Consider the following 26,934-nt stretch of genomic DNA (forward strand, 5'->3'; position numbering starts at 1 on the left):
ATCATTTGCATTTTACTCCGTCACGATTGATTTTACGAATCTCTTCCTCTATTTTGCCAAGGTGCGACGCGCTCGTGCCGGTGTTCTCCTCGATACGGGCAAGATGCCCCTCGGCGGTGTTCATCTTGTCGATGACGCTCTCCATCTTCTCATCGATGCTCGACCAGTGTTGCAACCCGCTGGTGAACATGCCGTCCAGTTTTGTACCCTGGTCCTGTGTCATGGCTGAAAAACCGCCGGTTTTGGCGCTCTGGCTCGTACCGCCCGAGTTATCGTACCCGGTGGCCGCGGCAAGATTGTCACGAAGAGCGATGGCTTCCTCGACATACTTCATGTACTCGTCCTGGAGGGCCTTACGCTCGGCTTCTGTAAGGTCATTGTCTTCCATCGCCTTGCCGAATTTCTCCCACCAGCCTTTCAGCTTGTCGGAATACAGCTCACCGATCTTGTTTGACAGCATCGCACGCATGAAATACTCGGATATGTCCTCCGCCGCGGCTGCGGCATCATACTTCATATCCATCAGGTTATCCACGAAACTGCTGTACATGCTGTCGAAGGAAATACCGGTGAGACCTTCATACAGCTGGTCGGTAAGTTCCTCCAGCTTGCCCGCCTGGTCGATATAGTCATCCAGCTTCTCGGTCAGACGACCTCCATATCCGCCCTTGCCGGTATCCTGGATCTGCGTCCACATGTCCACGTTACTGCGCAACTTCTTCATCTCCTCCGGACTTAGGTTCCAGATGTCACCGTTCCAGCTACGCCCGATCTGACCGCTCAAACGGTCAATCTGTTCCTGTGAGAAACCGCCCCAGTAATAATTCCAGCTGTGATGCGAACCGTGATAGCCGGCCTGCGACATGGCCATGTCCAGATAGTTCGAGTTCGTCTCCTGCTGGAGCCTGTAGGCATCCCGGTAGGCGGCCACGGACTTTGTACCCTTGCTCGCCTTGATCTCCTCCGTCAGGTCCTCGATAGCCGTCTGCAAGGTCTCGTTGCGCTCGGTCAGCCGGTCGATGGTTTCCTGGACCTCTTTGGCATTGCTTGAAGTCGTCCAGGAGGAAAATCCGCCCCAGGTCAATGCGTCGAATATCTTGCCCACACCGGAAAGCAGCGATTTTCCGATAGTCACAAAAAGATCACCGGAAAGCACATCGTCAAGAATACCGCTCACGGCATTGAACACCGCGTCGAGCAGGCCACCGATGACCACACTCAAACCATCTTTGAAAAGGTCTATAATACTTACAATCCAGCCGACAACAGGCACATCCTCAAGTGTTTCGGAAACCTTTCCGAAAGCCTCGCCCAGTTTGCCGTCCACTTCCTTGGCACCTTTGCCGAGTGTGATCAGGCCATTATACGCCCCGCTGATACTGCCGGAGGCAATCTGCTGCAATCCGTCCCTCACATTCTCCATACTGGTCTTCAGACCGGAGGCAGTATTCGAGAGGGACTGCCGGGCACTGTCAGCCGTTTCCTGCAAGGCGTTTATATTCTCACTCGCGGCATCGGCATTAGCCTGCGCCGTTTCCAGGGCTTGCCGGGCGGACTCCTTCTCCTGTTCGGTTCCGGACTGTTGCGCCTCAATGTATGATTTCTGGGCGGCAATGAGTGCCGTATAGGTGTCCGCATACACCGCCTGTGCCTCCTTCAGGTCTGAAAGGGCTTTCTGGTAGGCAGTAACCTCGGCACCCAGTTTCTTGAAACTGACCTTGCCGGAACCGCCCAAAGCCCTCTCCATCTGCTGGACGGCAGAGACAAGCGCGTCCTGGCTGGCATGGTCGGCATTTCGGAACTCGTCAGTGAGCATGTATTTTCTGGCATCCGCCAATACAGGCTTTATCATATCGGAAAACATCCCGCCGAATTCACCGAAGACAGTACCCCAGTCAATACGGGCTTTCAGTTCCTGCACTTCGATGCCGGCAAGTTTGCTGTCACGTTCAACACCGAGAGAGAGCTTCTCGCTGCCGGACGTCGTCTTTTGTATCTTTTCCGCATATTCGGTCGCGATGGCGAGTTTCTGCTGCTGGAAGGTGCCGTAGGCCTGCAAATATTCCTGCATCACTCCGAACTCTTCCCGATAAGCTTCCGCTATTTTCTTCTGTCGGCCGGACTCGTTCAGCTCACGGGCCTTGTCTATTTCGGACTGCTGATCTTCCGACAGCGAACCGGACTGCCCCGCTTTCGCGTTGTCACGTTTCCAACCGGCTTCCTGCCTGGCTATTTCATCCTTGCGTGCCTGGTATTCATTGTCTATCTGGCGCAGCTTCTTCTCCAGCCCCTCGGTCATCATCTCAATCTCCGCCTCGTCATTCTTCCTTTGCAGCCCGGCGAGTTCCTGGCCCAGCTTTTCAGAAACCTGTTTGCGGCGTTGGGCTTCTTTCTCCGCCTTGTCCGCCTTCTTCCGTTCGGCCTCGGAATCCTTATCCTCACCGGGCTTGACCTTGTCGTACTCCTTTTTGGCGGTATCGACGGCATCCTTCAGTTCTTTCGCCTTCTTCTCAAACTCCTCACGGGAAAGGCTGTTGGACGTTTCCTGAAGAAAGGCGTTATAAGCCTTGAGCGCATCCTGGTATTTCTCTTTTGCCGCAGCCACCCAGTCAGTGCTTGAATCCGTGGGCAGGTTACGCCGGTTTTGTTCCGAAACCAGTTTGTTCAGCTGATACTTCAGTTCGTCACGGGAATAAGTTCCGGTAAGATTTTCGTCACCCTGCGTAATCTTTCCGTATTCCTTCTCCTGGACAGACATCCGGGCAAGCAGGGTTCTACGCTGCTTTATCTGCTGTGCAAGGGTCTCGTTACTCACACCGGTCAGGTTTTCGAAATAGGCATTTACCTCGTCCTTGCGGATTTGTCCGTTCAGGCTCTTGCGTTTTCCGTACAGATTCTGAAGCTCTGCCTCCTCATCCCTTGAACGTGCGGATTTCCGGACATATCGGGCTCTTTGCCGCCCGTAGCTGTCCTGGTAATATTCGGTTGCCAACCGGGTCTTGCCTTCAAGTTCTTTTATCCTGTCATCCACACGTTTCAATTCATTGGCGGGATTGGATATGGACTCACCGGCTTCCAATCGGGCTATCTCTTCCTTGATTTTCTTGATATTCTTCAGTTTCTCATACTCGGTGTCGTATTTGGAGAATATATCCGGATATTTCTGTTCCAGCTTGTTTAGCGCCTCACGCCGGGCATCCGTGGACACGGCTTCATCCCCGGCAATGGAACACAGTTCCTCTATTTTGCGCCTGTGCTCTTCCTCGGCCTCTATGGTTTTCTGCTTCTGCTGCTGATACCTTTCCTCGGATTCCTGCAAACGTTCGGTTTCCGTCTTCATGGAGATCAGTGCCACGGCAACACCGGCAAGCAGGGTCGCAACCAGCACATAGGGATTGGAAAGCATGGTCCGGTTGAGCATTTTCTGCGCTTTCTCAACCAGCAGGAGCCAGTTGTAATGCAACGCCTCCGCAGCCACCGCCCAGCCTTTCACGGCCGTGACTGTCATGACGGCGGTCCGGTACACACCATACGTACCGACAAGCCCGAGCAGGATACGGCCGAAACGTTCGTAATGCTCCACCATGTAGGAAACACCGGAAAGCGTGGTGTTGATGACACCTTCCGACTGTTGCCCGATTTCATTGAACATCATTGAAACGGCATCCTCTATATTGGAGATCTGTCCGGTTATCGTTTTGGATTGTGCCTCCATCAGACCACTGAATTTTCCGCCCTCGTCCGTCAGGCTCTCTATGACCTTCTGCACTTCGGGAAAACCGACCTTGCCTTCCTCCACAAGCTCCTTCACCTTGCTTTCAGCCACGCCGAACTGCTTGGCCAGTTCGGCGATCATAGGGATGCCCCGGCCGGTGAACTGGTTCAGGTCCTGTGTATAAAGCCGTCCCTGGGACATGGTGGTGCCGTAAAGATAGACCAGATCGTTCAAAGGGATGGAAAGTCCGGCAGCGATGTCACCCAAGCGGATCAGCGTCTCGTTCACTTTCTCCGCTCCAAACCCGTAGGCAAGAAGCTGCTTGGCACCCTGCGCGACATCCTCCAGGCCGAAAGGAGTGGTCGCGGCCGTATGTACCAACTGCTGCATCAGGGTGTCGGCCTTCTCCGCACTGCCGAGCATGGTCTGAAACGACACCTCCAGCTGCTGGAACTCGCCGCGTACCTTGGTGATGTTCGACACCAGCTCCTTGATAGTAAAGGCGGCCGCCAGCTTGCCGACGGTGTTGTTCAACAGGGAACCGCTCCTGTCAAGTTCCCGGATCTGTCTGTTGGCGGACGATGCCTGCTGGGACATCCGCTCGATCTTGCCCACGGCCTTGTCAAGACGGGCGCTCAAATGGTCCACCATAAGGAATTCTATTTGTACCGGTTTCATCTATTTTAGCTTGCTTTGAAAAAATCCTACTATTCCATCCGCTTCATCCTCGGCGCTCCGCTCATCCGCAGGACCGGAAGATCCGGACTTGTCACGGACATACCGGGGAGCGTCACTAAGCATCATGATCAGGGTCTGGTAATTCACCTTGTTCAGTATATAGTCCACGCTCCAGCCGGTGGCACTGGCAATCTGCCACACAAAACCGAAAGGGCTATGGGAGCCTTCATAACGGCTCTTTAACTCCCCTTCTTTCTTTGGCTCAGTCTCAAGCTCATCGGATTCGTCCGCTCGGCTGATCTGATAATAGGTATAAAAGGGTCGGTACCCATCAGGCTGACAAAACGCTTGATCGCACCCACCAGATAACGCTGTTCCATGAAGTTCCTTATGAGCCATGCCACCGGGCGCAAAAGCACGCGGCGGCTGAAAGGGCCACGACAAAGGGTATAGGCCACCATACGGCTCACCGCCTTGCCGTGAGAGGCCAGAAACTGCATTTCCTCCTCCTTGCTGAACCCCCACATCTCCTCACTGGTGATCCCCATCGACAAATATGTCCGGGCAAAAAGAATCTGACCGGACATATAAGGCCGCCTCATGGTCACGCGCAGCTCCAGCGGGGATTTCCTGAAAGGGATATGAAACGCTTTCAGCGGGACGCTCACACCGATATCCAGCAGCGCGTCCGCACCCTCACGCTGGATCTGCTTGATGACAGCTTCGTCCATACGCTACTCCTCGGCCAGGTTAGTGGAAGCAGCAGCGGCAGATTCAGCAGGAGGCAGTTTATACTGTTTCCACTCTTCCGGGATAGAATCCGTATTGAATACGCCATGGGGCTGGGAGCCGTCTTCCGGCATGGCCACTTCCAGCGTGCATTCGATTTTCGCCGTTTCTGTCAGGGTCAGCTTGCCGCCGAGATTGGAAAGTAGCGTGCCATTGGGAATCAGGATGCTCTGCCCCGAAACAAGGGCTATTTCCCACGGACCGGTCAGCAACACGGCTGCCGTCGGGGCCGTCCAACCAATCGGGGTTTTCTTTTCCGAGTCCTCTTCCTTGTAGTGCATGGTACCACCCAGCAAGCTATGCAGGTTTTCGTAGTTCAGCTGGATAACGTTGAACGTGGGGGCGATGCTGCCATTCGACTGGGGAATGATAAGCACCGGGGTTCCCGGCACCTGCTCCGCCTCGATTTTGGCGGATTCGGGTTTCTGCCCGCCCATGTCAAACGAATTCTTCTCTATGTAACCCACCACAAAGTCCTTGTATTTCACGGCACCGACGCCGTACATGAAATTCTTATTCATTGTTTCTTGATTTTGAAAGTTAATACTATGCCGGCAACACATCCGGTTATAAAAGCGGCCAGCGCTATTTTAACGGGACTAAAGCGACGTTCAAATTCCGTTTCAACTGTGAATGAGTCCTCATGTGTCTCATTACGGATACGGGTCAGTTCCTCCTCATAACACAGTACCAGCCGCTGGAGGCTGTCGCAGGATGCCTCCGCTATGATATTGCCGGCCGCATCGCTCTTCACCGTCAGGCCCGCCTGCCCGTTCCTGGAATGGTAGGACGAACCGGAGGGAAGTTTACGGAGGCTGTCCGGAGGGATCGTCAGGCTCACCGCCGATTTCGGAATCCCCGCCATCAACAACCCCCGCCTCACGTTTGACACGTTGTCGGCGCTTGACGACAGGCTGCTGTTCCGGTTCACCTCCGTCCTGCTCTTTCGAGTACTCGCGCATCCCGTAAAGAACAGGACAATCATCATGATGCCTGCAACTGTTGGCAGTATCAATGGCTTTCCGGAGGCGTGCCATTTCACGCCGGGTCGCCTGCAAAGCTTTCCTGTTTTCATTCAGTTCCTCTTTTAAGGGTTCTACAATATTCTCGATCAGGATACGGGTGGCATGTTCGGTATTGTCAATCCGTACCGTCTCGGCTTCGGCGGTAGCCTTCTCCGCTTTCGCCCTCGCTTCCCTGACCGTTGATTTCAGGGTGATGATGGCTATTATCGTGGCTACCAGACCACCGCCCAGCACCAGATTCATGACAGCACTGAAGTCCATACGCACACTGGTCTTTCAGGTCAAAGCCTATTTACCGGCATCCTTACCCGCAAACAGTCCGATGAGCCACTGGACAAATCCCGTATCGGCAACACCATTGGACACAAGGGACGCACCGAACCCGTAACACAACGCGATATACCACGTGGCATCAGCGACAAAGCCCGCATCCAGCCACCATAAAAGCATGGCGGCCACAATGCCCACACACCAGCTGACAATCTGTGTCGCCAAGCCCTGCATTTTTGGAAACAGAGCCTTGATCCCTTCCGTGAGCAACACCACGCCACCGACAAAACCGGCAAAGGTGGTGATCATCGCGCTATAATCGACTTCCGGTACTGTACCGGTCTGGGCAAAAGTTGCTGACACGAATCCGAGTATCAGCACAAAGAATAAAAGAAATCTTTTCATGTTGTTGTTGATTTATTGAGTTATACCTATTTGTTTAAGCCATCTCTGTACATCAAAACTGGGGCAGGCTTTGGCCGCCAGTTCATTGTGACCGACGATTCTCACATCGGGAAAACGACGATGGAAATCCTTCACGTACTTCTCAAGCGCCTTTTTCTGCCAGGAGGTACGGGTGTCCGCAGGCGTTTTACCATCCTTTGCACACCCGCCGGCATAGACGATATGGCGGCTCACGGAATTGTAACCGGCCACGCCGTTGGTCACTTCCCACGGGTCCACATTCGCGTCCTCGTTATTGTTCACCAGGCGTTCCACTCCGCCGTTCAGATGGAACAGGTCGGTATATCCGACCTGCTTCCAGCCGCGGCCGCCCTTTGAGACGGGGTTCGTATGCCAGGCGCGAATCTCCGCACCGCTTACCTCACGCCCTTCAGGAGTGGCCGTGCAATGGATGACAAGATACTTCAGCTTTCCCATCACTCACCGCCTTCCTCTTCATCAACGGCCGCCTGGGACAGTGCTATCTCCACCTTCTTCTCCGGATCGGCGTCCAGGCCCAGTACAAGTGTGCCGGATACCGCCTTGCCGCTACTGTTCACACCGGCGGTGACCGTCAGAGAGCCATCGGTACCGACTGCCGTGAAACCGGCAGGAATGGAAACCACGCTGTAATCACCGGAGGCAGTGACCTTCACCTCCTTGCTCTCACCGGCGGCCTTGAAAGAAAGAGCGGCCGGATCGGCAGAAATGCTGCGTTCCACTACCTTGAACACCGGAGTCTCACGGGTGTCAAGCACCACGAACTCCTCGCCGAAGGCGATTTCCGTGTCGGCCTTCATAAGCAGCTTGAAGAAGTACAGCTCGCTGGAGTTCATCCACTTGTCAATCTGGATCACCTCCTCATCGTCCTGGAGGTTCACACCGGCAAAAAGGTTGCCGTCAGCGCTCATCGAGCAGAGCGTGGCTACGATAAGGCCATCAGGCCAGGAATTCAGCGTCTCGATGGTGATACCCTTGTAACGCTTCTTGTTGATGTCCGTCTCGCTCGTGTTCTTGTACTCGCGTTCGGTCAGCTCGTCATCGTACTTGTCGAAGTCGTCAATACTCATCAGGATACGCAGGTTCGGATTCTCACGCAGGGCTTTTGGAATAGCCTTGCGGACAGCCTTCAACTTGCCGATCATGGAAGTATCGGAAGGAGCCGGAACCACGATCACATCCGGATCTTTAGCCGCCTGGGTCAGGATACCGTTGAAAAGGTGGTCGTCGTCCGAACCGAACTCGCCGTTCAGGTAATGCCAGCCCAGCTCGAACTTCACACTCTTGCTAAGTTCATCCAGAAGCGTGTTCTGCGCTTCGGGGGGAAGTTCGGCAAACACGAGGTTGCCCTTCGGCTGCCACTTGCGCCAAACATGCTCGAAGGCACGGGGATTGAAAGTCGTGAACGCCATGAAGTCCTCCGGATCCAGTGATTTCTCCGAGTAATTGAAATTGCCTTTCGAGTCTTCCAAAGTCGGGTTCTCCTTACGCTTCTGGAGCATCTTGCCCGTCTTGATACGCGGCAGGCTGATTTTTTTCTCCACACCGGGGATCACCATGATCAGACCTTTTTCTACAAGGTCATTCCCGGTGGTGGCCAGGACCAGTATTTTCTCCAGTACCTCGCCGTTGTAATTCGTGTTTCTTACTACTATTGCCATGGCAAATGTTTTTATTTATGGTTCAACTTGTCCTTAATCTCGCTCATGCGCTTGTTCCAGGGGCTTTCACCCGTCGGATTCACACGAAGGTCGGTCATGACACTACGTTTGGGGGAAAGCTTCTCCAATGCCTTTTCCCCGTTCTCCCGGTCTTTTGCCAGAAGGTTCTCATAGATGGGGCGGGTGGCGGCATCGATACGGCCGTCCTGTTCCGCATCATCAAGCAGTTTCTTACGCGCGGCAGCGTCATCCGCATCCGCCTTGTCCTGGAACACCTTCAGTTCGCCCTTCAGGCGGGTGACCTCGGCATCAAGGGCCGGGACTTTGCCAGCCTCCGTTTCCAGCAGTCCGATTTCACGCAGGAAATCGTCATCCGTCGCACAGTTCTTGAACCGCGGACGTCTCTTGAGTTCGTCTAAATTCATGCTATTCTCGTTTTGTGGCTTGTGCAGCCGGTTATTGAATATTTGAAATACTTGTTCGGGGGTACTGTCCTCCGGTACCGGGTCAGCGTCATAAATACCGTCGATAAGCCCCAGCGCCAGCGCCTCGTCGGCACGCAGCCAGTGATCCTTGCCGTCAAAATACATCGCGCGGATTTCCTCCTTGTCCTTGCCCATACGGGTGGCATACATCTCGCAAAGGGTATCCTCAAGCGCCTCGATCTCACGGATGCAGTCCTTCATCTCATCCTTGTTGCCGTAACAGCCGCCCTGGACACTGTGAAGCATCAGACGGGCATAACGGCTCATCTGCACGGGCTTGCCGCAAAGGGCGATGACGGAGGCCATGCTGGCGGCGATGCCGTCCACGTAGATGGTAATGTCGGCCTTGCTGTTCTTCAAGGCATTGAAAATGGCGATGCCCGAATAAACCTCGCCGCCGTTGCTGTTGATACGCACGTCCACCTTCCCGGTCAGGGCTTCCGCTTCCAGAAGTTCACGGGCAATATCACCGCTGCGCACGTTATCATCGTACTCACCGATGTCACCGTAAAGAAGGATGCAACAGGCATCGGTTCCGGGTATCATATTGAAAAATCTACTCATGTCACTATCGTTTTGGCAGGTCCTTCCCTGCAAAGTTTACGGTGCGAAATTAGGGGGATTAAAAGCCTTTTTCAAACCGCGTTTTCATCATGGAGACTTTAAAGGATTGCCATGACGCTTTAAAATGTCATCATGCGGAGCGCGTTTTTTTTCGCTCCTTTTCCTTATCAATTTTGCACGTAAAAAAGGAGGTAATATGGTCGAACTTACAAACGAGCAGAAAAAGGCATGGGCGAAAACGCTCTACACCCGCGAAACGCTCACGCAGGCGGAAATAGCCGAGCGTGTGGGGGTTTCACGGGTGACTGTGAACAACTGGATAGGCAAAGGAAACTGGGAGCAGCTGAAGGCTTCCATAACCATCACACGGGAGGAGCAGCTGAAGAACCTGTACCGGCAGCTGGCGGAACTCAACAACGCCATCATGGGAAAGCCGGAAGGGGAACGGTTCCCGAACGCCGCGGAAGCGGACACCATTTCCAAACTGTCGAACGCCATCAAGAAACTGGAAACAGAAGTGGGGCTGGCGGACATCATCTCCGTGTTCTCCGACCTGCTCAAATGGGTGCGGACCTACGATTCCACGCAGGCGAAGGAGATCACCCCGCTTCTGGACGCGTTTGTCAAATCAAAATTATCCTGACATGGCAAAGAAAAGACTCACACCCCAGGACAGGATCGCACTGGACAACTGGAACGAGCTGGTGGCATCCGTGCGCGAACATTCGGACATCAACCCCACGGACACGGAAACGGAAATCAGGCAGAGGCGGGAAAGACTGGAGAAGAACGACGAGGAGTGGTTCAAATACTACTTCGCCATGTATTGCACCTGCGAGTCCGCCGCCTTCCACAAAAAAGCCACCGGGCGGCTGATGAGGAACAACCGCTGGTACGAGGTAAGGGCCTGGTCACGCGAGCTGGCGAAATCCGCACGCTCCATGATGGAGATATCCAAACTGGCACTGACAAAAAAGATACGCAACGTGCTGCTGATCTCCAACTCGGCAGACAATGCGGAAAGGCTACTGCTGCCGTTCATGGCGAACTTCGAGGAGAACCAGCGGATCATACAGGACTACGGACAGCAGAAAAAACCGGGAGCGTGGGAAACCGGGGAGTTCACCTGCATGTCCGGATGCTCCTTCCGCGCCATCGGAGCCGGGCAGTCACCGCGCGGTACGCGTAACAAGAACTTCCGGCCGGACTTCATTCTGGTGGACGATATAGACACCGACGAGGAGTGCCGGAATCCGGAACGGATCAAAACCAAATGGAAATGGCTGGAGGAGGCGCTGATACCGACCATGTCCGTATCGGGAAACTACCGCATCCTGTTCAACGGGAACATCATCGCGCCGGACTGCTGCATCAAAAGGGCCATCGAAAAGGCAACCGAACTGAAGGCGAAAGGAATCGGGCACGTGGATATCATCAACATCCGGGGAAAGGACGGGCTGTCCGTATGGCCCGAAAAGAACTCCGAGGAGGATATAGACCTCTTCCTCTCACTGGTCAGCGCGGCGGCGGCACAGAAAGAGTTCTTCAACAACCCGGTGGTGGACGGCGGCGTGTTCGCGGAAATCACCTACGGGAAAGTGCCGGCACTTTCCAAGTTCAAGTTCCTGGTGATATACGGGGACCCCGCACCGGGAGAGAACAAGACGAAAAAAAGTTCCACCAAAACGGTGTGCCTGCTCGGGAAACTCGCGGGAAGGCTTTATCTGATAAAAACGTTCCTGGACAGGGGGCTGAACGCGGAATTTGTAGAGTGGTACATCAAGCTGCTGGAGTTCGTGGGCGGGAAAACCACCGTATACTGTTACATGGAAAACAACAAATTACAGGATCCTTTTTTCCAGCAGGTATTCCAGCCCATCGTGCGGCGGATACGCAGGGAAAGGAAAATATCACTGTACATCACCGGGGACGAGGAGAAGAAGACCGACAAGGCCACACGTATCGAGGCGAACCTGGAACCGCTCAACCGGGAGGGGAACCTGGTACTCAACGAGGCCGAAAAGGACAACCCGCACATGAAACGGATGGCGGAACAGTTCAAGCTGTTCAACCTGCAACTGACCTATCCGGCAGACGGACCCGACTGCGTGGAGGGGGGAAACAGAATTATAGACCGCAAGGCCAGACAGTCGGAAAAGCCCGTCATTGTCACAAGGAAAAGCACGCGGTCACAAAACAAGTACAGAGTGTAAACTTCAATACCTATCATTATGAGCAAATTTATCGAACTTTCAGACTACGACGCGAGCATACACCGCGAGATTCTGGACGCACTGACAAGGGAGGACGACGCCGTCGTGGAGATATGCGAGGACCGCGCCGTCGCCGAGATGCGCTGCTACCTTTCCAGACGTTACGACTGTGACAAAATATTCACGGCAACCGGTGACAAACGCAACCAGCTTGTCCTGATGATGGCCATCGACATAGCCGTGTACCACATCTTCTGCATACATAACCCGAGGAACCTGTCACCGCTGCGGAAGGAACGCCACGAAAGGGCGGTCGAATGGCTGAAAGCCGTGGCGGCCGAGGAGATATCGGTGGACGGCCTGCCCCTGCTGTCCGAAGAGACGAGGGCGGCAAAATCAAATTTCCTTATCAAAAGCAACCGTAAACGTGTAAACCATTGGTAATATGAACAAAAGAAAGAAAGGGGCCGGAAAGATAACCCAAAGCGGGAACCTGCCGAGGCCCGGGCAGAAAGGACCCGCAACCATCATACTGACACAGCCCAGAAGGTTCGGTATAGACATAGCGGACTACATGCTCGCGGTAAGGGCTTTCGAGAATGTGGACTACTCCAGACGCTTCAGGCTGTACGACCTGTTCAGCGACATACTCATGGACACGCACCTGACAAGTGTCATAGAGAAACGGAAGAATGCCGCACTGGCATCTTCCATAGAATTCCGCAGGAACGGGAAGCCGGACGAGAAGGTGAACAAGCAGATCAGGTCCCCATGGTTCCGGAAGTTCATAGGGGACATCCTGGACGCCAAATTCTGGGGGTTCTCACTCGTGCAGTTCTACCGCAAGGGGGAATGGGTGAACTACGACCTGATACCGCGCAAACACGTCGATCCCGTGCGCAGGCTCATACTGCGGCACCAGACGGACACCACCGGGACGTCCTGGGACGAGTACCCCGACCTGTTGTTCATCGGTTCACCCGACGATCCCGGACTGCTGGTGAAAGCAGCCATCTGGGTGATATACAAACGTAACGACGTGGCGGACTGGGCACAGTTCGCGGAAGTGTTCGGAGCGCCCATCAGGGAGTACACGTATCCCACGGATGACGACGAGGCACGGCAGAGGGCGCTGGACGACGCGGACAGCACCGGAAGCCTGTCGGTTTTCGTGCACGCGGAGGATACGGTGCTCAAGCTCGTGGAAGCCGCGAACAAGACAGGGAGCGCGGACCTCTACGACAAGCTCTGCGAGCGCTGCAACAACGAAATCTCAAAGCTGTTCCTCGGAAACACGCTCACCACCGAAGCCTCCGACAAGGGCACACAGGCACTGGGAACCGTACACAAGGACGTGGAGGAGAAAGTGACGCTCTCCGACAGGCAGGACATCCTCGACGTGCTCAACTATGACATGGCCGACATATTCGCAATGCTCGGAATAGACACCACAGGCGGGGAGTTCTGCTATCCGGAAAAGAAGCTTATCGAACCGGAGAAAAAGATGTCCATCCTCACACAGCTGCGTACGAACTTCAACCTGCCGGTAGGTGACGACTACCTCTACGAGGAATTCGGGATCGAGAAACCGGCAAACTATGACGAGCTGAAGAAACGCCAGGAGGAGAAAGCGGCGGAAATCGAGGCAGCGAAGGCCCGAGAGACCGAAAAGGCGGAAGAGGATGAACCGGATCCGGAAGAAGAACCGGAACTGGAAAAGCACGGTAAAGGAACACCCAAAGAAAAGAAAAATGCCCTTAAAAACGCATACAACTGGCTGAAACGTTTTTTCGGGAAAGCCCCGGGGAGAGACGGGGCAGCTTTAGAATGGTGATAAACGACCTCTACAGAATGGAGGACAAACAGGTGGAAACTTTATTCTCGTTCGATGAAGAGGTACTGAAGAAAGCCCTGAAGAACATATACAGCAAAGATTTCCATCCCATGACCGACATCGAGGAGAACCTGTTCGAGGCCACGTGGAAAACGATGAACAAAGCCACCGACAAGGGGTTTGGGACACGGAAAACCGATGATCCGGATTATGACTTCTACCGTGAAATCCGAATGAACAACGCCGTGTTCGCAGCTTTCAAGGTACACAGGGCACAGAACGACATGGCAGCGCTGCTGCTGGACAAAAACGGAAGTTTAAAGCCGTTTGAACAGTGGGTGAAGGAAGCCATGCCCATAGCCGACCACCAGATGATCCATTGGCTGCGTACAGAATACGACACGGCCGTCATACGGGCACACCAGGCCGCGGACTGGAGACAGTTCGAAAGGGAAAAGGATGTATTGCCGAACCTCAAATGGATGCCGTCCACAAGTGTGACGCCGGGAGCCGACCACCAGATTTTCTGGGGGACCATACGTCCGATAGATGATCCGTTCTGGAACGAGCACAGGCCCGGAGACAGATGGAACTGCAAGTGCACGCTCTCATCAACGGATGAAGCGCCGACAGCGGTACCGGACGAAAACGGGCAGAACAAGGCACATGACGGTCTGGAAAACAATCCGGGAAAAGACGGCAAACTGTTTTCAGACAAACACCCCTACATTACTGAAGCGCATCCGGGAGCAAAAAAAGCCGTGGACGCACTGACCAGGCGCATCAACGAAATGATAGCCGAAATGCCGGACAACCTGACGCTGGAGGAAAAAACCGACATCGCCCGCAACAATCTCAAGATAGAAAAGGCACTCGGCGTTACCAAAGGCAAGCCGATGACATACGAACAGGCGAACAAGGGAAAGGAGAACCCGAAATTCGGAAAAGAGGAAGGATACCGCGTGAATTGCCAGACCTGCACCGTGACACACATGCTCAGAAGGTTGGGGTTTGACATCGAGGCAAAACCCAACATCAGACAAAGCGCATACAATGAAATGGCAAAACAAGGTATCACATGGGAAGAACGTTTCCTGAACCGGGACGGAACAAAGCCGGATTATGACTATACCTATAAATGGCAGGTCAGAAAGGGATATCAAGTAATGAATGCAAACCGGCTGAAGGAATACTTCAGGGAAAAATTCAGAGAGGATGGAATATACGAGATATATTGTGCCTGGAAAGGCGGCTCCGCACACGTGTTCTGCGCAGAGGTGACTGAAGGAAAGACAAGGTTCTTCGACCCGCAAACCGGAAAGGATGATGCAAGCAATTACATACAGAGCATGAAAGCGGGCCGTGTGGGAGTGATAAGAATAGACAACAAACTGGTAAATCCCAAAATCATGGGACTATTCATCACCAAATAAACGGGAAGAAAGTGCCAGCCCCTCCTCACCGTCCACCAGACGGCAGGACTGGCCGTCGAACAGAATAAAGGCGGGAAGACCGACAGGCAACTCAAAACCATCCCCGTCAACACAGCCCACGGAATAGATGCTTCCTTCAGGGGAACTGGCTGATAAGACAACGGAGTTGTAACCGCTACTGTTTGCTAATTCCGACACTTGTTTAGGTATTTCCATAACGCAAAAAGGCACATAAAAAACGCCTTGCTGCAAAAGTATAAAATTATTTTTTAATTCAGTCATTCATGGACATAAAAGAATATTCAAAACTGATAAAAGCCAAACGGAAAGAACTGGATGGGCTAATGAAACGGAAAATGCCGGTTATCGCTGGACGAATGGCAAAAGACCATTTCCAGGACAACTTCCGCCGGGAAGGTTTCGTAAACGGAGGATTACACCCGTGGCCGAAAGCGAAAAGGCTGTCCTCGGGACGGACCGATGCGGCAGGGAGCTACGGGACGCTGCTCTCCGGAAGGAACCATCTCTTCAGCTCCGTCAAATACATGCCGGGAGAATACCGAGTGAGGGTGGCAAACGAACTCGTCTATGCGCCGGTCAATAACTGGGGAGGAGAAGTTCATCCGACTGTTACGCCCCAAATGCGGCGTTTTGCATGGGCGAAGTATTACCAGGCTTCAGGCAAGGCTAAAAAAGCCGCCACGGGCAAAAGAAAAGGCAAAAAGAAGGGTTCTGCCGCAAACAATGAACCGCAGGAAAATCAGGAAGCGCTGAAATGGAAAAGGCTGGCGCTGACCAAAAAGAAAAAGCTCCGGATAAAAATACCGCAACGCCAGTTTATCGGGGAAAGCCGGGAACTGTCCGAAAAGATAGACCGTAAAATGGAGAATGAAATCAGAAATATTTTAAACTTATAACAACATGGAAGAAATTTTTATCGCGATCATGGAACGCATCGCCGAAAAGATGCCTGAACTGTCATACATTGACGAGGACTACGGACAGCTTGAAGCCGGGGCGGAGGAGGACCACTATCCGGTAACCTTCCCCTGCGTGCTTGTCGGGAACGCCGAATCGGACTGGAATGACCTCGGTTACGGGGTACAGAAAAGCGAGTCACTCATCACCATACGACTGGCCATTGACTGCTACGATGACACCCACTACACCTCCGGAACCTATGACAAGGTAAGGGAACGGCAGCTGAAGGCCAAAGAGCTGTACAAAGCCTTGCAGGAGTTCCAGTGCACGGAAGAGACCAGCCCGCTGGTCAGGGTAAAGAGCCGGGACTATTCGCTGCCGGGAAACATTAAGGTGTACGAGACGGTTTATTCTTTCACGCTGCATGACGAGTCGGCCATGCAGTAAGGGGAAGGTTCATTCCCCCGTGAACAGGGAAAGCTGGACGGCTGTCAGGCGGGGTTTCTTAACCTTTGGGACGGGCTTCACCTCCAAGTCCTTCAGCTCCCGGCACTTGCACCGGATAATGGACATGATCCGCTCCTCGGAAATGAAAAACTCCTGGCGGGACAACACTTTCAGGGCATCATCAAAACGCAGGCGCTGCACCTCCGTCCAGTAATAGTAACGGCGGCACAGGGCTTCATCACGGAGTTCTATCAGTTTTTTGTCTCGTCCTTTAGCCATAAGTTCAGGTATATGCTGCAAAATTAGGCATTTAACCGGGGATGTTAATAAAAAAACGCCGCATCGTGTATGAATGCGGCGTTTTTCTGTTTAGAGTGTGAACAAAATCACATGGTCATCAGTTCGGTGTCATCCTCACCCGGAACAAACGGCTCGATGCGGGTGATCACCTTGCTCTGTACCTTCACCCGCCCGCTGCCATTACAGACCGGACATTTTGCGGATAAAGGAGCTCCTCCCTGGTCCAGGTAAAAGATACGTCCCTTGCCTTCACAACGCTTGCAGGCCATGACGTGCGGCGCGATGTTCTTCGTCTTCTCCATGACTACAACCGGCAGAATGAGGGTTCGATACGGTGCCAGACACCGTTTTCGTCACGTTTGTGGAAATAGTAGTTCACCGCGGTCTTGTACACCACGTTGCTCTCACGGAAGAGGTCCATGATCTCCGTGTACTCGCTGTCGAAACGGTCCTCGAGCTCGTACAGCTTACTCACGGACTTGTAGTCCAGATCGCCCTGGCGGTTGCGCTCGATCATGGTCATGCCGAGCTGGTACATCGGGTCGTCGGTACCCAGCTCGCGCCCCATGGCGTAGCGCTTCAGGTAATCCACCAGGCGTTCGGCGGCAAGGTCGGCACGCTCGTCGAAACTCTTCACCTTGTTGCTCCTCACCTCCAGCTTCATGTCACCGTCCACGATGGTGAAGCTCGCCTGCTCGTCCTTACGCAGCTGGCCGTATTCACGCATCACCGCACGGAAGGCGGCGGCCTCTTTCTCCACCCAGTCGCGGAACGCCTTCACGTCATCCACAACCGGGAGCAGCCGGTTCTTCACTTCAAGCATGAACTGCGCACGGAGGCCCTCATAGGCATCGCGCCGGTTACGCTTGCTTTCCTTCTCTTCCTGCTGGAGCTGTTTCAAAAGCTCCTTCCTGTCCTGGGCGGACAGGCTTTTTAATTGTTCTTTCAAATCCATAGCTAAAAAATTAAATGGTTGCTATTGTTGTTTATTCTCACGTTTACGGCGGATGGCACGCAGCTTCACCTGCAACGTGTCCAACGCCTCACAGTCAAGTTCACGGAACTCCTTGCCGGCGATACGGCTGTCCCGGCAGAAGGCGTTCACCCAGTCCCAGTCGGCCGTATCGATACCCAGCAGCTGCATCTGGTGCAGTACCGCGGAACGCTTCTGACGGAGAATCTTCCGGAGCTGTTCCTGATAAGTGGGCGGTACCAGCTTCTGCATGGCGGACACGGCGGCACTGTATTCCTTCAGTGTCATGTCACGCAGACTCGTGGTACGTCCCTCCGTGTACTGGGAAACGATGCTTTCCTTCAGTGCGTCACGATCCGATGTCGGAAGGCGGTTCAAAAGGCTGTAAAACGCCGCATAATTCTCGGGTTTATTTAACTGCTTGCGGCTGTTGATGTCTATCTGCATGGCTATACTGTTTTTTTGTTTATTTTAAGGTCATTGATTTCCTTAATCACTCTCTTTACTCTGATAGTACACAAATAATCAAGAAGATGCTCTTTTTCATTTTTTGTACACTTATACTGGTCGAAAAATTCAAGTATGCCCATTCTATTCAGATTTTCATTAACTCAAACTATTCATACCACATCAGCACAACTCTATGATTTCACCCACGGCAGAGCGTAGAAGAGTACGCAAAACCGAAGGGTTTCCGCTATCATAGATGACTTCCACACAACACTCATGGCGTGCGTTACGTGACACAACCAGCTCGCAAGTCATATTCTCACAGAGCCATTTTTCCACTACTTTACGGACACCAACTGCGGTGACCACAATTACCATTTTTTTACTCATAATATTGACCGTGCTGTATGTTATTCAACTCTTATCCTCCCGGTGTACTGGTTTCCCCGAAACTTCATCCCCTTGGTGAAGCCGCCCGGATATCCCAGTTCCTTGCTTCTCGCGTTTGCCAGCAACAAATGTTCCCGGCTAAGGGAGGCTACAAAACCTTTGTCCTTTTCCAGTCCCATCTCTCGGGCCTTCCGGGTGACGCTGCGTTCGGAAACACCGAGCATTTCAGCCAGCTCCCGGTTGAGGGTATTGTGATAGTGGCGACGCATGATGGAAAGCATATTACCGTTCCAAAAGATACGGGTGGAATATCCCTTATGCTCGACGAGCCGTCCCAGTGTCCGGTGCATGAAAGTACCGTCAGCAACCTTCCGGTGCTTGCGGTACTGTTCACGCTTGTACACCAGCACACATTCATGACACCAGGAACTCCGTCCCCCATTCTTCAACGGATAGAACTCACGCATCCACAACTTTCGGCCGCAATGCGGACAGACACGTTTACGTTTCTGCTTGTTGTTATTTTCACTCATAGCTGTTTATGCTGCATTCATCAGTTCATATTCAAATTTTCACCGAACGGAATAGTATTAATGTCAACCTTTCTCGTGTAGGCCTGCATAAGTCCCACGGAAAGCAGCATATAGACATTCTTATTCGCTTTGACAACCCCGGAAATAGAGCCGACAATATGTTCAGTCTTGCCGGTAATGATTGAGCCGGCTATCTGCTCAAGCCCGTCTGGATGGTCCTCACTGGCCGCAACGCTCATAAAGGCACTAAGATCGTTTTCCTTACAAAAGTTATCCACGTATTGGCAGAGTTCCTTTACTGCCTCTTTCTGTTTTTCTGTAATCATTTCTGTTAAATTTTAATGGTTAATAATTATATGTTGAAATCGCGAAATCTCTTTTTTGATACTGGCTGTACATAGTTTCCTCCCAATCCGTCTCTTCCTCCTCCGGAAGGTCATCCTCATCAAGTTCTACCTCCTTACGGTAAATCAGATACCGTGCCTCCAGAAAGAAGAGGACCACGCGGCGCAGGAACTCACGGGCGGAGGCGATGCCGTGCTTTTCCATGAAGGAGGCGATACGGTCCGGACCGATAGTGTTCGTGCGGATGCTCACCAGACACTGCCGGCGGAAGTCCTTCAGCGTGCTGCCCCTCACCTCGAACACGCGGTCAGCGATACGGCCGAGACTCTCCGGAATATGGTATCCGGAACCTTCGTCATCCGTTCCCACCAGCAGTTCAGCAGCAGCCGTCAGCATACCCTCCACGCTCATGCGCTGGGCAGCGGCCGTCTCCTTCAGGAACACGTACTGGTAATTGCTCACGTAGGTATGTATGAGGTAGCCTTCAGGACGGCGGAACACCTCTTCGGAGGCAAGCTCCATCGAAAGGTTGTTCAATGTCACACCGGCACCGCAGCAGAAGGCGCACACCAGGCGGACGACAAGACGCTGGCGGTTGCCCCAGCCGCCAGCGATGATGGCACGCTGCAGGCTGCCGGCAACGGCCGGATCCATCTCGAAGAACAGCACCGACTTCTCCTGACGGCGGAAGAAGAACGACATGTCCGGAATACGATCCATGCAGAGGAGGATGCGCCGGGTGGCCGTGGAGACCCTGCCACCATCCGTCATGCGGATGTAGGACTTCACCAGGTGGTTCATCACTACCGTCATGTCGGAAAAATGATAGTCGGCAACCTTCCCGCGGAACAGTTCATGAAGCAGAACGGGCAGCTTCACAACGTAGTTGTAATACTCCTTTCTCATGGCTCACTTGCTTGAAGGTTTCCAGTCCACTGTTATAATCGCATCCAGCTCACCGCTGCCGCCACACACCGGGCAGGATACATGCACGTCCTCGCGGCTGCCCTCTTCCGTTCCCCAGAACCAGCCGTTGCCCTTGCAGTAACCACACTTGTGGCCGGTACTGACGAAGTTCTCACGGTTAGGCCCCTTACACATATAGGCGGGAGGACAAATCTCCAGCTGTTTCTTTATCCTGCTCATGCCTGGCCTCCTTTCTGTTTCGGTCCCGCCACATTCCAATAGTCATAGGCGCCCTTCTCCCAGATTGTGTATTCACCAGTGGCCCCCTGATAACGTCCCTTACTGAAGGCGACGTAGCCCTCTACCCATATCTTCAGGTCGGCATCATACATCACGCTCGTGGCCGCATCACCTTTAGGATTCTTGCCACGGGCATGGCTGATGAAAACAAACAGCTTGTCCGGAAACTCCTCCTTCAGCTGGATATAGTCACGATACGTCATCTGTGTGTATTGGAAGCTGTCAATGATCACGATGTTGAAACTCTTATGACGCCGGAGCCTGATCTTCAAGGTGGGGATGTCCTCCTTGATGAACGCCAAATGGCGGCTTACCTCGGCCATACCAAAGCGCCGCAGGTTATTCTGGACTGTCAGAGAAGTTCCTTCCTCCAGGGAGTTGAACGCCACACGGTCATACTTGCAAAGTTCCTTGCAGAGCTGCATCACGAAAGAGGTCTTACCGTTACCGCTGTTGCCCCACACGAACCAGCAGCCCCGGACTTCCGGAGTGTCGAAGGCATCCTTCCATTTCCCTTCGAAAGGGAATACGTCATACTTCTTGTTCAGGATGTCCCTGACATTCAAGGCACGTCTCATGCCCGCTTTTTTATTATCCTTTTTCTCTTCTTCCATGGTCAGAACAGTGTTAGTTGTCGGATATTGTCAATTCGGTCAAGTACGGCCTGCCGTGCGGCACCCCGCAGTTTCTCGTGGCAGAGCATCCTGCCGAGTGCCCACAAAAGGGCATTCTCACGGGTGGCAAACTGTCCCCATTTACGTCCCGGGTTGAAACCACCGCCGGAACCGCCCACCTCCATGTGAACGCCGGCAACCCACCAGCCGTCCTGCTGTCCCACAAGGGCGTCCAGGTAGTCGCGACCATTCCGGTAAACGGTCACCGTCTCGTATTCCCTCAAGACTGGGTAATCGCTCCAGGGAGCGGGAAGCTGCTCGCGACCGTCGATCTTTAAGTATTCAAATTTGTTTTCCATATCCTTAAAATTACGTTTGAACGGTATTTGAACGGGGGTCATTCCCCCGTCATGCGTTTCACCTTGTGAATGGACTTCCTCACACGCCGCAAATCAAAGTCACATGTCGAAGCCTCCTTTATCACCTTATCGATGTCTTTCCTGTCAGTCACACCGTTGGCGGAACAGATCGCAAACACGTCGTTCACGTCCGTAGGCTCCAACTCATAAAATTTCCGTCCGATACGGCTGTAGAACTCCTTGTAGCCGGGCTTCTGGTACCGCAAGCCGTTGCTGATGCGCTTGGCAATATAATCGGTACTCAAGAACACGACACCGCATTTCTCCTCCAGCTTGTTGTACAGGCTGATGAAATAGTGGAACACCGGTTCGGTCAGCTTGTCCGCCTCGTCGAACACCAGCAGGGGCGCGTCCATCTGGATGATGTCATCCAATATAAGCCCCCACACCTCACGGATATTATACCCTTCGGTCCGGATTCCGACCGTACGGGCGATCTCGCGGACAAAGTCACCTTTCTTCATGTCCTCAGAGCAGAGGATATAGAAAACCTCCTTATGCTCCTGGAGGTAAACACGGGCGGTGGTACTCTTGCCACAACCGGCCTCGCCGGTCACCCAGGTAACATTGCGCCAGCGCTGCGCATCGGAGAGTACAGCCGTGATCTCCTGGTAAGCACCGGTCTCCACGATCTGCCAGCCGGTAGCGCTTACACCACCGACCTGCGAGGCGACATTACGGAACATCTCGTCGCTGATATTCTCATAACGGCCATTCAGGATATTGCTAACAGTACCTACACTAACCCCCTTCAGGCTGCCAGCAGCCTTCGTCTGGCTCGGGTATTTCGCCACGTAAGCCCGGAGGCTTTCACTGATGGCGTCCTTTTCTTTCATTGTAATTTCCATAATCAATATTTTTTATCTTGTTATAAATCTGTTCCTTATAATTTCCCGACCACCTTGCGGATGCTCACTTCCTTCTTCTCAAAGCTGTCCCATGTCACGTTGCTGATGACTTTCATGTCTCGGCCGATGGAAGGACGGGCCGGCTGGCTGTATTTTCTTGTGCGACGGTCAATCTGGCGTTGCGCCTCCTTTCCGAGACCTTTCAGGTCAGGGGTACGCAGACCGTTCTGTTCCGGTGCGACACCATGTTCGTACTCGATGTCCTTGGCAACGACCTGGCGGTTTATACGCTCGTTGATGACGGCCTCCTGCTGGGCGCGGATGAAACGTTTCTCGGCTTCCGTCTGCTCCTGCTGGGCACGGTGGATCATCAGCGGGAACGAAGCCACACACTCAAAGCGCATCGCTCCGCCCTTATCCTTGTACAGCAGACGTACGCTGCTCATGTCATAAGGATCGTACTGGACATAGAACTTCTTGTAGGTGTTACGTCGGCGCCATTCCAGATCAGGCTCACCGGGGGCGGAGAAAACCTCGTAAGGGTATTTCTTTCCCTGTACCGTGATCTCGATACCGTTGGCGGTGAACAGCGACGGTTTCTCGGTCGTGTACCAGAACATCTCCACCATATCCGACACACTTACCGCATCGGTAGCCTCGTTCACGCTGGTATTGTACATCTCAATCCGGGAGATGCCGGTGGCAGGGTGTTTCATTGAATTCCACTGCTCACGGGCGGCGGCATACTGTTCCTTCAGTTCCTCCAATGTGGGGAGGGAGTCGATGTTCGCGTTGATGAATTCCAAATTCGGACGGCTTGTATCTCTCTTTGCCGTAATATTCTGCCCGGTGAAACCGAAACGTTTCTTCAATACCTGGCTCTGGAAGCGGTAGAAAATGTTCTCAATCGTCTTAGATTCGCCATTATACGGAGCTGTCGGGCGGTGGATACGGCTGATCTTCGAGAAAAGGCCCAGCGCCGCGTTCTTCTTATGACCGCCCTGGTTGTCGCACACGATCTCGTAGGGTTTGTGCCGGCTCGTCTGGATAGCCATGCGGAAAGCATGGTACTGGGCGATATAGTCCTCGTTGTCGCTGATGTAATAACCGAGCAGGACTTCACTATAGGCATCCACCACCTCGTACACGCTTGTAGTGCACTTGTTTCCGTTCTCGTCACGATAGTAGAGGTTCAGCTTCGTGCCGTCGCCATACCAGAGGCTGTCACGACGGCCCGGAAGGATGGTCCGGTGCTTGCGGTCATAACGCTGGTGTGCCTTCATTTCCCCATAAACGGCATCGTACCACAGAGGTTCGACACGCGGGCTGTTGAACCATTCGCGGAGGCTGCGGGGACTCTTCAGGGGCTTCCAGCCACGTTCCGGAGCGACACGGTTGTACTCCTCGAAGATCTCCATGTCAGTATAAACCGGAACGCGGCTGCGTTTCAATGCTACAAGGTAACGCCCGCCGTCCTCCTCGATCTTCAGCGTGTTGCTGTTGCCGTATTTACCGCTCACAAGCACACCGTAGTTGTCGGGACGGAACTTGTTTATCAGGGCTTTCAAACGCCCCACACTGCCCGGAAGACTGTGCCCGTACACCGGACGCCATTCCTCACTCGTGACAAGCAGAAGTTCCCAAAGGTTACGGCGGAAACCGGTCAGCTTGTTATTGGATGAACTCAAGCGTTTGAACTCTTCCATCAACGCGTTCAGCACCGAAGCGTTCCAGGTGTATTCCTTCTTCACATCCTCGGGAAGAGCGACCATCTCACCGTTCTTGTCGTAACGGTAATCCTCGAAAAAGTTCTCGGCCTTCTCGTCTTTCTTCACTATGTTACGGATCATTTCCTGTCTCATTTGTTTCTCGGGTTCGCCATGACGCTCAACCCAACGTTTCTTGTATTTCTCGGGAAGGGAGGAATAGGCATACAGAGCCGGATTATTTTCACCACCGCCACGGGAAACGACATCCAGTTTTTCTCGGGACAGCTGGCTATTCAAAGTGCCTTTGGGCATTATATCCAGCAACTCTTTGTAAGTTACACACAATATATTATCAAAGTATTCCATCTCCCAGCTTGATTATCAATCCTCTAAATCATTCAAAGGGACATGCTTCTTCAGCAGCCGCACGGAGATCCCGAAATTCAACACTACGAGAAGTTCCAGCAGCGGATTAATAAAAAAAATAGAGAGCAGGATCCCGAAACTCATACAGAAGTAAAGCACGCAAAAGCGCTGTTTTCGTTTCAGACGAGCAAACCAGTGCAGCTGGTCGCTGAACAATGTCATCAAATCATTTTTCATGGCTACTTGTATTTTGAGGATTACCACCTACTTTGGATCCACCGCGCTCAATGGCGAGCTTACGAATGGAACGGGCCAGTTTGCTGTTCTTACGGAAGGCAAGCGCATGACTCACCATCACGTTTGTACAGCCCATCAGTTCGGCAATTTTATTCACCTCACCGTATTCTACAACTATTCGTTCTTTCATACTATCTAATATTTAAATTATCGTAGTGGGCAGTCGCGGATTCGAACCGCGGACCATAACCTCTCCATTATAGGAGTTTAGTTTGTTCTACCAGCTGAACTAACTGCCCGAGAAAATTATTAAAGCTCCTTTATCGCATCCTCCGGAACACATATTACAGTCCAAACCTGACCATTTTTCATATAATCGATATTATATTCCCGCACGAACGTACAAATGTTATAATCCCAGTCACGAACTATACCATCAATGATCTCACCATTTCTCTTGGTGATTCTCACACTTTGTCCCTTTTTAAATTTTACTTCCATTTTGCTTCTTTTTAAATTCTCATTGTTACCTCAAGCCTTTTTTGTAGCTTTGGGGCGTGTTTAAACTTTAATCACGTGGCAAATATAGTCTAAGTTTCTTAGACAACAAAGTGTTAATCCAAATAATTTAGATTTATGAGCGTTTTTTCTAAGAATCTTAGATATCTAAGGGAGAGTAGGGGACTTAAATTAGATGAATTTGAGTTTCTGGGCATCAAAAAAGGTACAATGTCAAACTATGAACTGGGTAATACAGAACCTAAATTGAGTTTGTTATGTGAAATATCTAAGTTTTTTAGAATATCAATCGACGACTTTCTTTTAAAAGATATAGAAGCCGAAAAAATTACACCAGTAGTAACGGAAACAGCTCCTCCAGAAACAGCTAACAATAATTTTAGGGAGCTTCTGGATGTTTTAAGGGAAAAAGACTCCACCATTCGAGAAATGGCAGAGGAAATAGGGATGCTCAAACAGACAATTACACAACTTAAACAGGACAAGTCGGGGCGTGTTTCGGATGCAAGCGATTCTACGGTTGCCAATGCCATCTAAAACGTGTTTTATGGGGAAAGGGAGGTAAAAACAGTTAAATCACTATTTTACAGCAGAATATATAAAAATACAGGGGAGTAAATAAATATTATCTATATACAATTTACCCCCTACAATATTATAAAAACCGATGAATACCAAATAAAAAAAAGATATTTCCCCGTTTTATTAGAACAAAATAGGCACAAAAATGAATAACCAAATGAATAAGCAATCAAAACATTTCGTTTTTGTAATAGCTTAAATGAATAACCAAATGAATAAGCAAGTGAATAACCTTTCCACTTTTTAAGACGTTCAAAGCGTTCAAACGGATAAATACAGCCTTCCATCATAGTTTGACACTTATAAGGGCAAAAAAAGCCGCTTTTGCGGCTTTTAATTGCGTTCTAAGGCATTTTATCCCTTTCTGGTACATGTTATCAAGCGAGACTGAATAATCATTGCACGTTTCGTGTATTTGGCAATGTCATCAACCAGTCCAGCATGTAAAAGACTACTCTTAGTGATTCCGACCTGTTTCTCCGTCAGAGTTTCAAAAATGGCCGATATACTACCAAAGTAGATGTTCTTTTTCTCAAAAATCAAATGTACATGGATAACTTTACTCATGATATATAGTATTTATTTCACTGCAAATATACCAAATATCAGCTATATGGAATAATTTTAATAAATAAAAATAGGAGAGAAGCGAAGCGCTCCCCTACTCCACTTGCATAAATTACACCATTTGGTTATCTTTGTATATGGAAGTATGGCCTGGGCAAAGCATCGGAGTGAAATAATACCATACTGCCTGAATTCTCCCCTACTCCACTCCTAATGTAAAGAGATTCATTTGAACGGCGTTCAAACAAGGTTCAAATGTAAGCTCGATGTAAAGCGATGTAAACGCTTCGTTTTTCCACCCAGCTCACTCCTACCCCGTTCTAACGCTTTGAAAACCAAAGCAATCAGATATTTTCAGACCGACCGAACTTTGACACGCATCGTTTCTCCCCCCTTA

Annotated in this window: 36 protein-coding genes and 1 tRNA gene; 8 read left to right on the forward strand and 29 right to left on the reverse strand. The window is 51.9% G+C overall.

The window, feature by feature from the left end:
* Position 1 precedes the first annotated feature (1 nt).
* Genes DXD78_RS19445 through DXD78_RS19490 form a run of 10 tightly spaced genes read right to left on the reverse strand, consistent with a single transcriptional unit; the run spans position 2 to position 9,631 of the window.
* Positions 2-4,393: a tape measure protein gene (locus DXD78_RS19445; RefSeq protein WP_004327431.1), complete on the reverse strand. Its 4,392-nt coding sequence runs from the start codon at positions 4,391-4,393 to the stop codon at positions 2-4.
* The gene (locus DXD78_RS19450; protein WP_005846360.1) at positions 4,394-4,594 is read right to left on the reverse strand and encodes a hypothetical protein; all 201 of its coding nucleotides are present in this window, start codon (positions 4,592-4,594) and stop codon (positions 4,394-4,396) included. It lies immediately after the preceding gene.
* 38 nt (positions 4,595-4,632) lie between these two features.
* Positions 4,633-5,124: a hypothetical protein gene (locus DXD78_RS19455; RefSeq protein WP_004327425.1), complete on the reverse strand. Its 492-nt coding sequence runs from the start codon at positions 5,122-5,124 to the stop codon at positions 4,633-4,635.
* Between the two features lie 3 nt (positions 5,125-5,127).
* Complete coding sequence (locus tag DXD78_RS19460; protein ID WP_004327424.1) at positions 5,128-5,688, reverse strand: hypothetical protein; 561 nt, start codon at positions 5,686-5,688, stop codon at positions 5,128-5,130.
* 11 nt (positions 5,689-5,699) lie between these two features.
* Positions 5,700-6,023 carry a hypothetical protein gene (locus DXD78_RS19465; RefSeq protein WP_025066778.1) on the reverse strand — a complete coding sequence of 108 codons (324 nt, stop codon included), beginning with the start codon at positions 6,021-6,023 and terminating at the stop codon, positions 5,700-5,702.
* Positions 5,989-6,468 (reverse strand): hypothetical protein, encoded by a 480-nt coding sequence (locus tag DXD78_RS19470; protein ID WP_004327423.1) that lies wholly within the window; start codon positions 6,466-6,468, stop codon positions 5,989-5,991. The genes DXD78_RS19465 and DXD78_RS19470 overlap by 35 nt, the downstream gene beginning before the upstream one ends.
* A 27-nt stretch (positions 6,469-6,495) precedes the next feature.
* A complete protein-coding gene (locus DXD78_RS19475; protein WP_004327422.1) occupies positions 6,496-6,882 on the reverse strand; it encodes a hypothetical protein in 387 nt (128 codons plus the stop codon).
* 12 nt (positions 6,883-6,894) lie between these two features.
* Entirely contained in the window at positions 6,895-7,359 is a 465-nt protein-coding gene (locus DXD78_RS19480; protein ID WP_004327421.1) for an N-acetylmuramoyl-L-alanine amidase, read from the reverse strand.
* Positions 7,359-8,582 (reverse strand): BACON domain-containing protein, encoded by a 1,224-nt coding sequence (locus DXD78_RS19485; RefSeq protein ID WP_004327420.1) that lies wholly within the window; start codon positions 8,580-8,582, stop codon positions 7,359-7,361. Before DXD78_RS19485 ends, DXD78_RS19480 begins: the two co-directional genes overlap by 1 nt.
* 11 nt (positions 8,583-8,593) lie before the next feature.
* Complete coding sequence (locus tag DXD78_RS19490; RefSeq protein WP_005846345.1) at positions 8,594-9,631, reverse strand: head maturation protease, ClpP-related; 1,038 nt, start codon at positions 9,629-9,631, stop codon at positions 8,594-8,596.
* A gap of 196 nt (positions 9,632-9,827) precedes the next feature.
* Between DXD78_RS19490 and DXD78_RS19495 the strand changes: the two genes are divergently transcribed.
* From DXD78_RS19495 to DXD78_RS19515, 5 genes are read left to right on the forward strand one after another with little or no spacing between them, the layout of a single operon-like run.
* The gene (locus DXD78_RS19495; RefSeq protein WP_117652916.1) at positions 9,828-10,274 is read left to right on the forward strand and encodes a DDE transposase family protein; all 447 of its coding nucleotides are present in this window, start codon (positions 9,828-9,830) and stop codon (positions 10,272-10,274) included.
* Position 10,275: 1 nt separating this feature from the next.
* Complete coding sequence (locus DXD78_RS19500; protein WP_005932391.1) at positions 10,276-11,844, forward strand: hypothetical protein; 1,569 nt, start codon at positions 10,276-10,278, stop codon at positions 11,842-11,844.
* 18 nt (positions 11,845-11,862) lie between these two features.
* Entirely contained in the window at positions 11,863-12,288 is a 426-nt protein-coding gene (locus tag DXD78_RS19505) for a phage protein Gp36 family protein (protein WP_004327405.1), read from the forward strand.
* 1 nt (position 12,289) lies between these two features.
* Positions 12,290-13,678, forward strand: a complete 1,389-nt coding sequence (locus tag DXD78_RS19510; RefSeq protein ID WP_004327406.1) for a DUF935 family protein — start codon at positions 12,290-12,292, stop codon at positions 13,676-13,678.
* Between the two features lie 17 nt (positions 13,679-13,695).
* Positions 13,696-15,111, forward strand: coding sequence for a toxin glutamine deamidase domain-containing protein (locus DXD78_RS19515; RefSeq protein ID WP_004327407.1), 1,416 nt, complete (start codon positions 13,696-13,698; stop codon positions 15,109-15,111).
* Here DXD78_RS19515 and DXD78_RS19520 read toward each other — a convergent pair.
* Positions 15,094-15,309 carry a hypothetical protein gene (locus tag DXD78_RS19520; protein WP_225683884.1) on the reverse strand — a complete coding sequence of 72 codons (216 nt, stop codon included), beginning with the start codon at positions 15,307-15,309 and terminating at the stop codon, positions 15,094-15,096. The genes DXD78_RS19515 and DXD78_RS19520 overlap by 18 nt on opposite strands.
* An 86-nt stretch (positions 15,310-15,395) precedes the next feature.
* Here DXD78_RS19520 and DXD78_RS19525 point away from each other — a divergent pair, with 86 nt between their 5' ends.
* Both DXD78_RS19525 and DXD78_RS19530 read left to right on the forward strand, forming a co-directional pair.
* The gene (locus DXD78_RS19525) at positions 15,396-16,028 is read left to right on the forward strand and encodes a hypothetical protein (RefSeq protein ID WP_004327409.1); all 633 of its coding nucleotides are present in this window, start codon (positions 15,396-15,398) and stop codon (positions 16,026-16,028) included.
* 4 nt (positions 16,029-16,032) lie between these two features.
* A complete protein-coding gene (locus tag DXD78_RS19530) occupies positions 16,033-16,479 on the forward strand; it encodes a hypothetical protein (protein ID WP_004327410.1) in 447 nt (148 codons plus the stop codon).
* Positions 16,480-16,488: 9 nt separating this feature from the next.
* On the opposite strand, the gene DXD78_RS19535 is transcribed toward DXD78_RS19530, so the two are convergent.
* From DXD78_RS19535 to DXD78_RS19615, 17 genes are all read right to left on the reverse strand, one after another.
* Positions 16,489-16,758 (reverse strand): hypothetical protein, encoded by a 270-nt coding sequence (locus DXD78_RS19535; protein WP_008652653.1) that lies wholly within the window; start codon positions 16,756-16,758, stop codon positions 16,489-16,491.
* A gap of 107 nt (positions 16,759-16,865) precedes the next feature.
* A complete protein-coding gene (locus DXD78_RS21225; RefSeq protein WP_005846328.1) occupies positions 16,866-17,048 on the reverse strand; it encodes a hypothetical protein in 183 nt (60 codons plus the stop codon).
* Positions 17,049-17,083: 35 nt separating this feature from the next.
* Positions 17,084-17,734: a DUF3164 family protein gene (locus tag DXD78_RS19545; RefSeq protein ID WP_004327411.1), complete on the reverse strand. Its 651-nt coding sequence runs from the start codon at positions 17,732-17,734 to the stop codon at positions 17,084-17,086.
* Between the two features lie 21 nt (positions 17,735-17,755).
* Complete coding sequence (locus tag DXD78_RS19550) at positions 17,756-18,199, reverse strand: hypothetical protein (protein ID WP_005932407.1); 444 nt, start codon at positions 18,197-18,199, stop codon at positions 17,756-17,758.
* A 183-nt stretch (positions 18,200-18,382) separates the two neighbouring features.
* Positions 18,383-18,592: a hypothetical protein gene (locus tag DXD78_RS19555; protein WP_008652657.1), complete on the reverse strand. Its 210-nt coding sequence runs from the start codon at positions 18,590-18,592 to the stop codon at positions 18,383-18,385.
* A 20-nt stretch (positions 18,593-18,612) separates the two neighbouring features.
* The gene (locus DXD78_RS19560; RefSeq protein ID WP_004327414.1) at positions 18,613-19,125 is read right to left on the reverse strand and encodes a hypothetical protein; all 513 of its coding nucleotides are present in this window, start codon (positions 19,123-19,125) and stop codon (positions 18,613-18,615) included.
* Positions 19,126-19,145: 20 nt separating this feature from the next.
* Positions 19,146-19,451: a hypothetical protein gene (locus DXD78_RS19565; protein WP_117615222.1), complete on the reverse strand. Its 306-nt coding sequence runs from the start codon at positions 19,449-19,451 to the stop codon at positions 19,146-19,148.
* A gap of 19 nt (positions 19,452-19,470) precedes the next feature.
* Positions 19,471-20,376, reverse strand: coding sequence for a hypothetical protein (locus DXD78_RS19570; RefSeq protein ID WP_004326986.1), 906 nt, complete (start codon positions 20,374-20,376; stop codon positions 19,471-19,473).
* A 3-nt stretch (positions 20,377-20,379) separates the two neighbouring features.
* Entirely contained in the window at positions 20,380-20,616 is a 237-nt protein-coding gene (locus DXD78_RS19575; RefSeq protein WP_004326987.1) for a hypothetical protein, read from the reverse strand.
* The gene (locus DXD78_RS19580) at positions 20,613-21,290 is read right to left on the reverse strand and encodes a hypothetical protein (RefSeq protein WP_004325648.1); all 678 of its coding nucleotides are present in this window, start codon (positions 21,288-21,290) and stop codon (positions 20,613-20,615) included. Before DXD78_RS19580 ends, DXD78_RS19575 begins: the two co-directional genes overlap by 4 nt.
* 2 nt (positions 21,291-21,292) lie before the next feature.
* Positions 21,293-21,691 carry a hypothetical protein gene (locus DXD78_RS19585; RefSeq protein WP_005932412.1) on the reverse strand — a complete coding sequence of 133 codons (399 nt, stop codon included), beginning with the start codon at positions 21,689-21,691 and terminating at the stop codon, positions 21,293-21,295.
* Positions 21,688-22,557, reverse strand: coding sequence for an ATP-binding protein (locus DXD78_RS19590; RefSeq protein ID WP_004326989.1), 870 nt, complete (start codon positions 22,555-22,557; stop codon positions 21,688-21,690). The genes DXD78_RS19585 and DXD78_RS19590 overlap by 4 nt, the downstream gene beginning before the upstream one ends.
* Before the next feature lie 35 nt (positions 22,558-22,592).
* On the reverse strand, positions 22,593-24,632 hold the full coding sequence (locus tag DXD78_RS19595) for a hypothetical protein (protein WP_004327299.1): 2,040 nt from the start codon (positions 24,630-24,632) through the stop codon (positions 22,593-22,595).
* A 15-nt stretch (positions 24,633-24,647) separates the two neighbouring features.
* Positions 24,648-24,869, reverse strand: a complete 222-nt coding sequence (locus DXD78_RS19600; protein WP_005932418.1) for a hypothetical protein — start codon at positions 24,867-24,869, stop codon at positions 24,648-24,650.
* Positions 24,859-25,059, reverse strand: coding sequence for a hypothetical protein (locus tag DXD78_RS19605; protein WP_004327297.1), 201 nt, complete (start codon positions 25,057-25,059; stop codon positions 24,859-24,861). The genes DXD78_RS19600 and DXD78_RS19605 overlap by 11 nt, the downstream gene beginning before the upstream one ends.
* A 26-nt stretch (positions 25,060-25,085) precedes the next feature.
* Positions 25,086-25,168 (reverse strand) — tRNA-OTHER (locus DXD78_RS19610).
* 10 nt (positions 25,169-25,178) lie between these two features.
* Positions 25,179-25,370, reverse strand: a complete 192-nt coding sequence (locus DXD78_RS19615) for a hypothetical protein (RefSeq protein ID WP_004327296.1) — start codon at positions 25,368-25,370, stop codon at positions 25,179-25,181.
* A gap of 135 nt (positions 25,371-25,505) precedes the next feature.
* Between DXD78_RS19615 and DXD78_RS19620 the strand changes: the two genes are divergently transcribed.
* Entirely contained in the window at positions 25,506-25,925 is a 420-nt protein-coding gene (locus tag DXD78_RS19620; protein WP_004327295.1) for a helix-turn-helix domain-containing protein, read from the forward strand.
* A 399-nt stretch (positions 25,926-26,324) separates the two neighbouring features.
* On the opposite strand, the gene DXD78_RS21415 is transcribed toward DXD78_RS19620, so the two are convergent.
* Positions 26,325-26,537 (reverse strand): hypothetical protein, encoded by a 213-nt coding sequence (locus DXD78_RS21415; RefSeq protein ID WP_004327294.1) that lies wholly within the window; start codon positions 26,535-26,537, stop codon positions 26,325-26,327.
* Positions 26,538-26,934: the final 397 nt, after the last annotated feature.

This window comes from Bacteroides sp. D20 (genome assembly GCF_003436255.1).
GTDB classification, from domain to species: Bacteria; Bacteroidota; Bacteroidia; order Bacteroidales; family Bacteroidaceae; genus Bacteroides; species Bacteroides uniformis.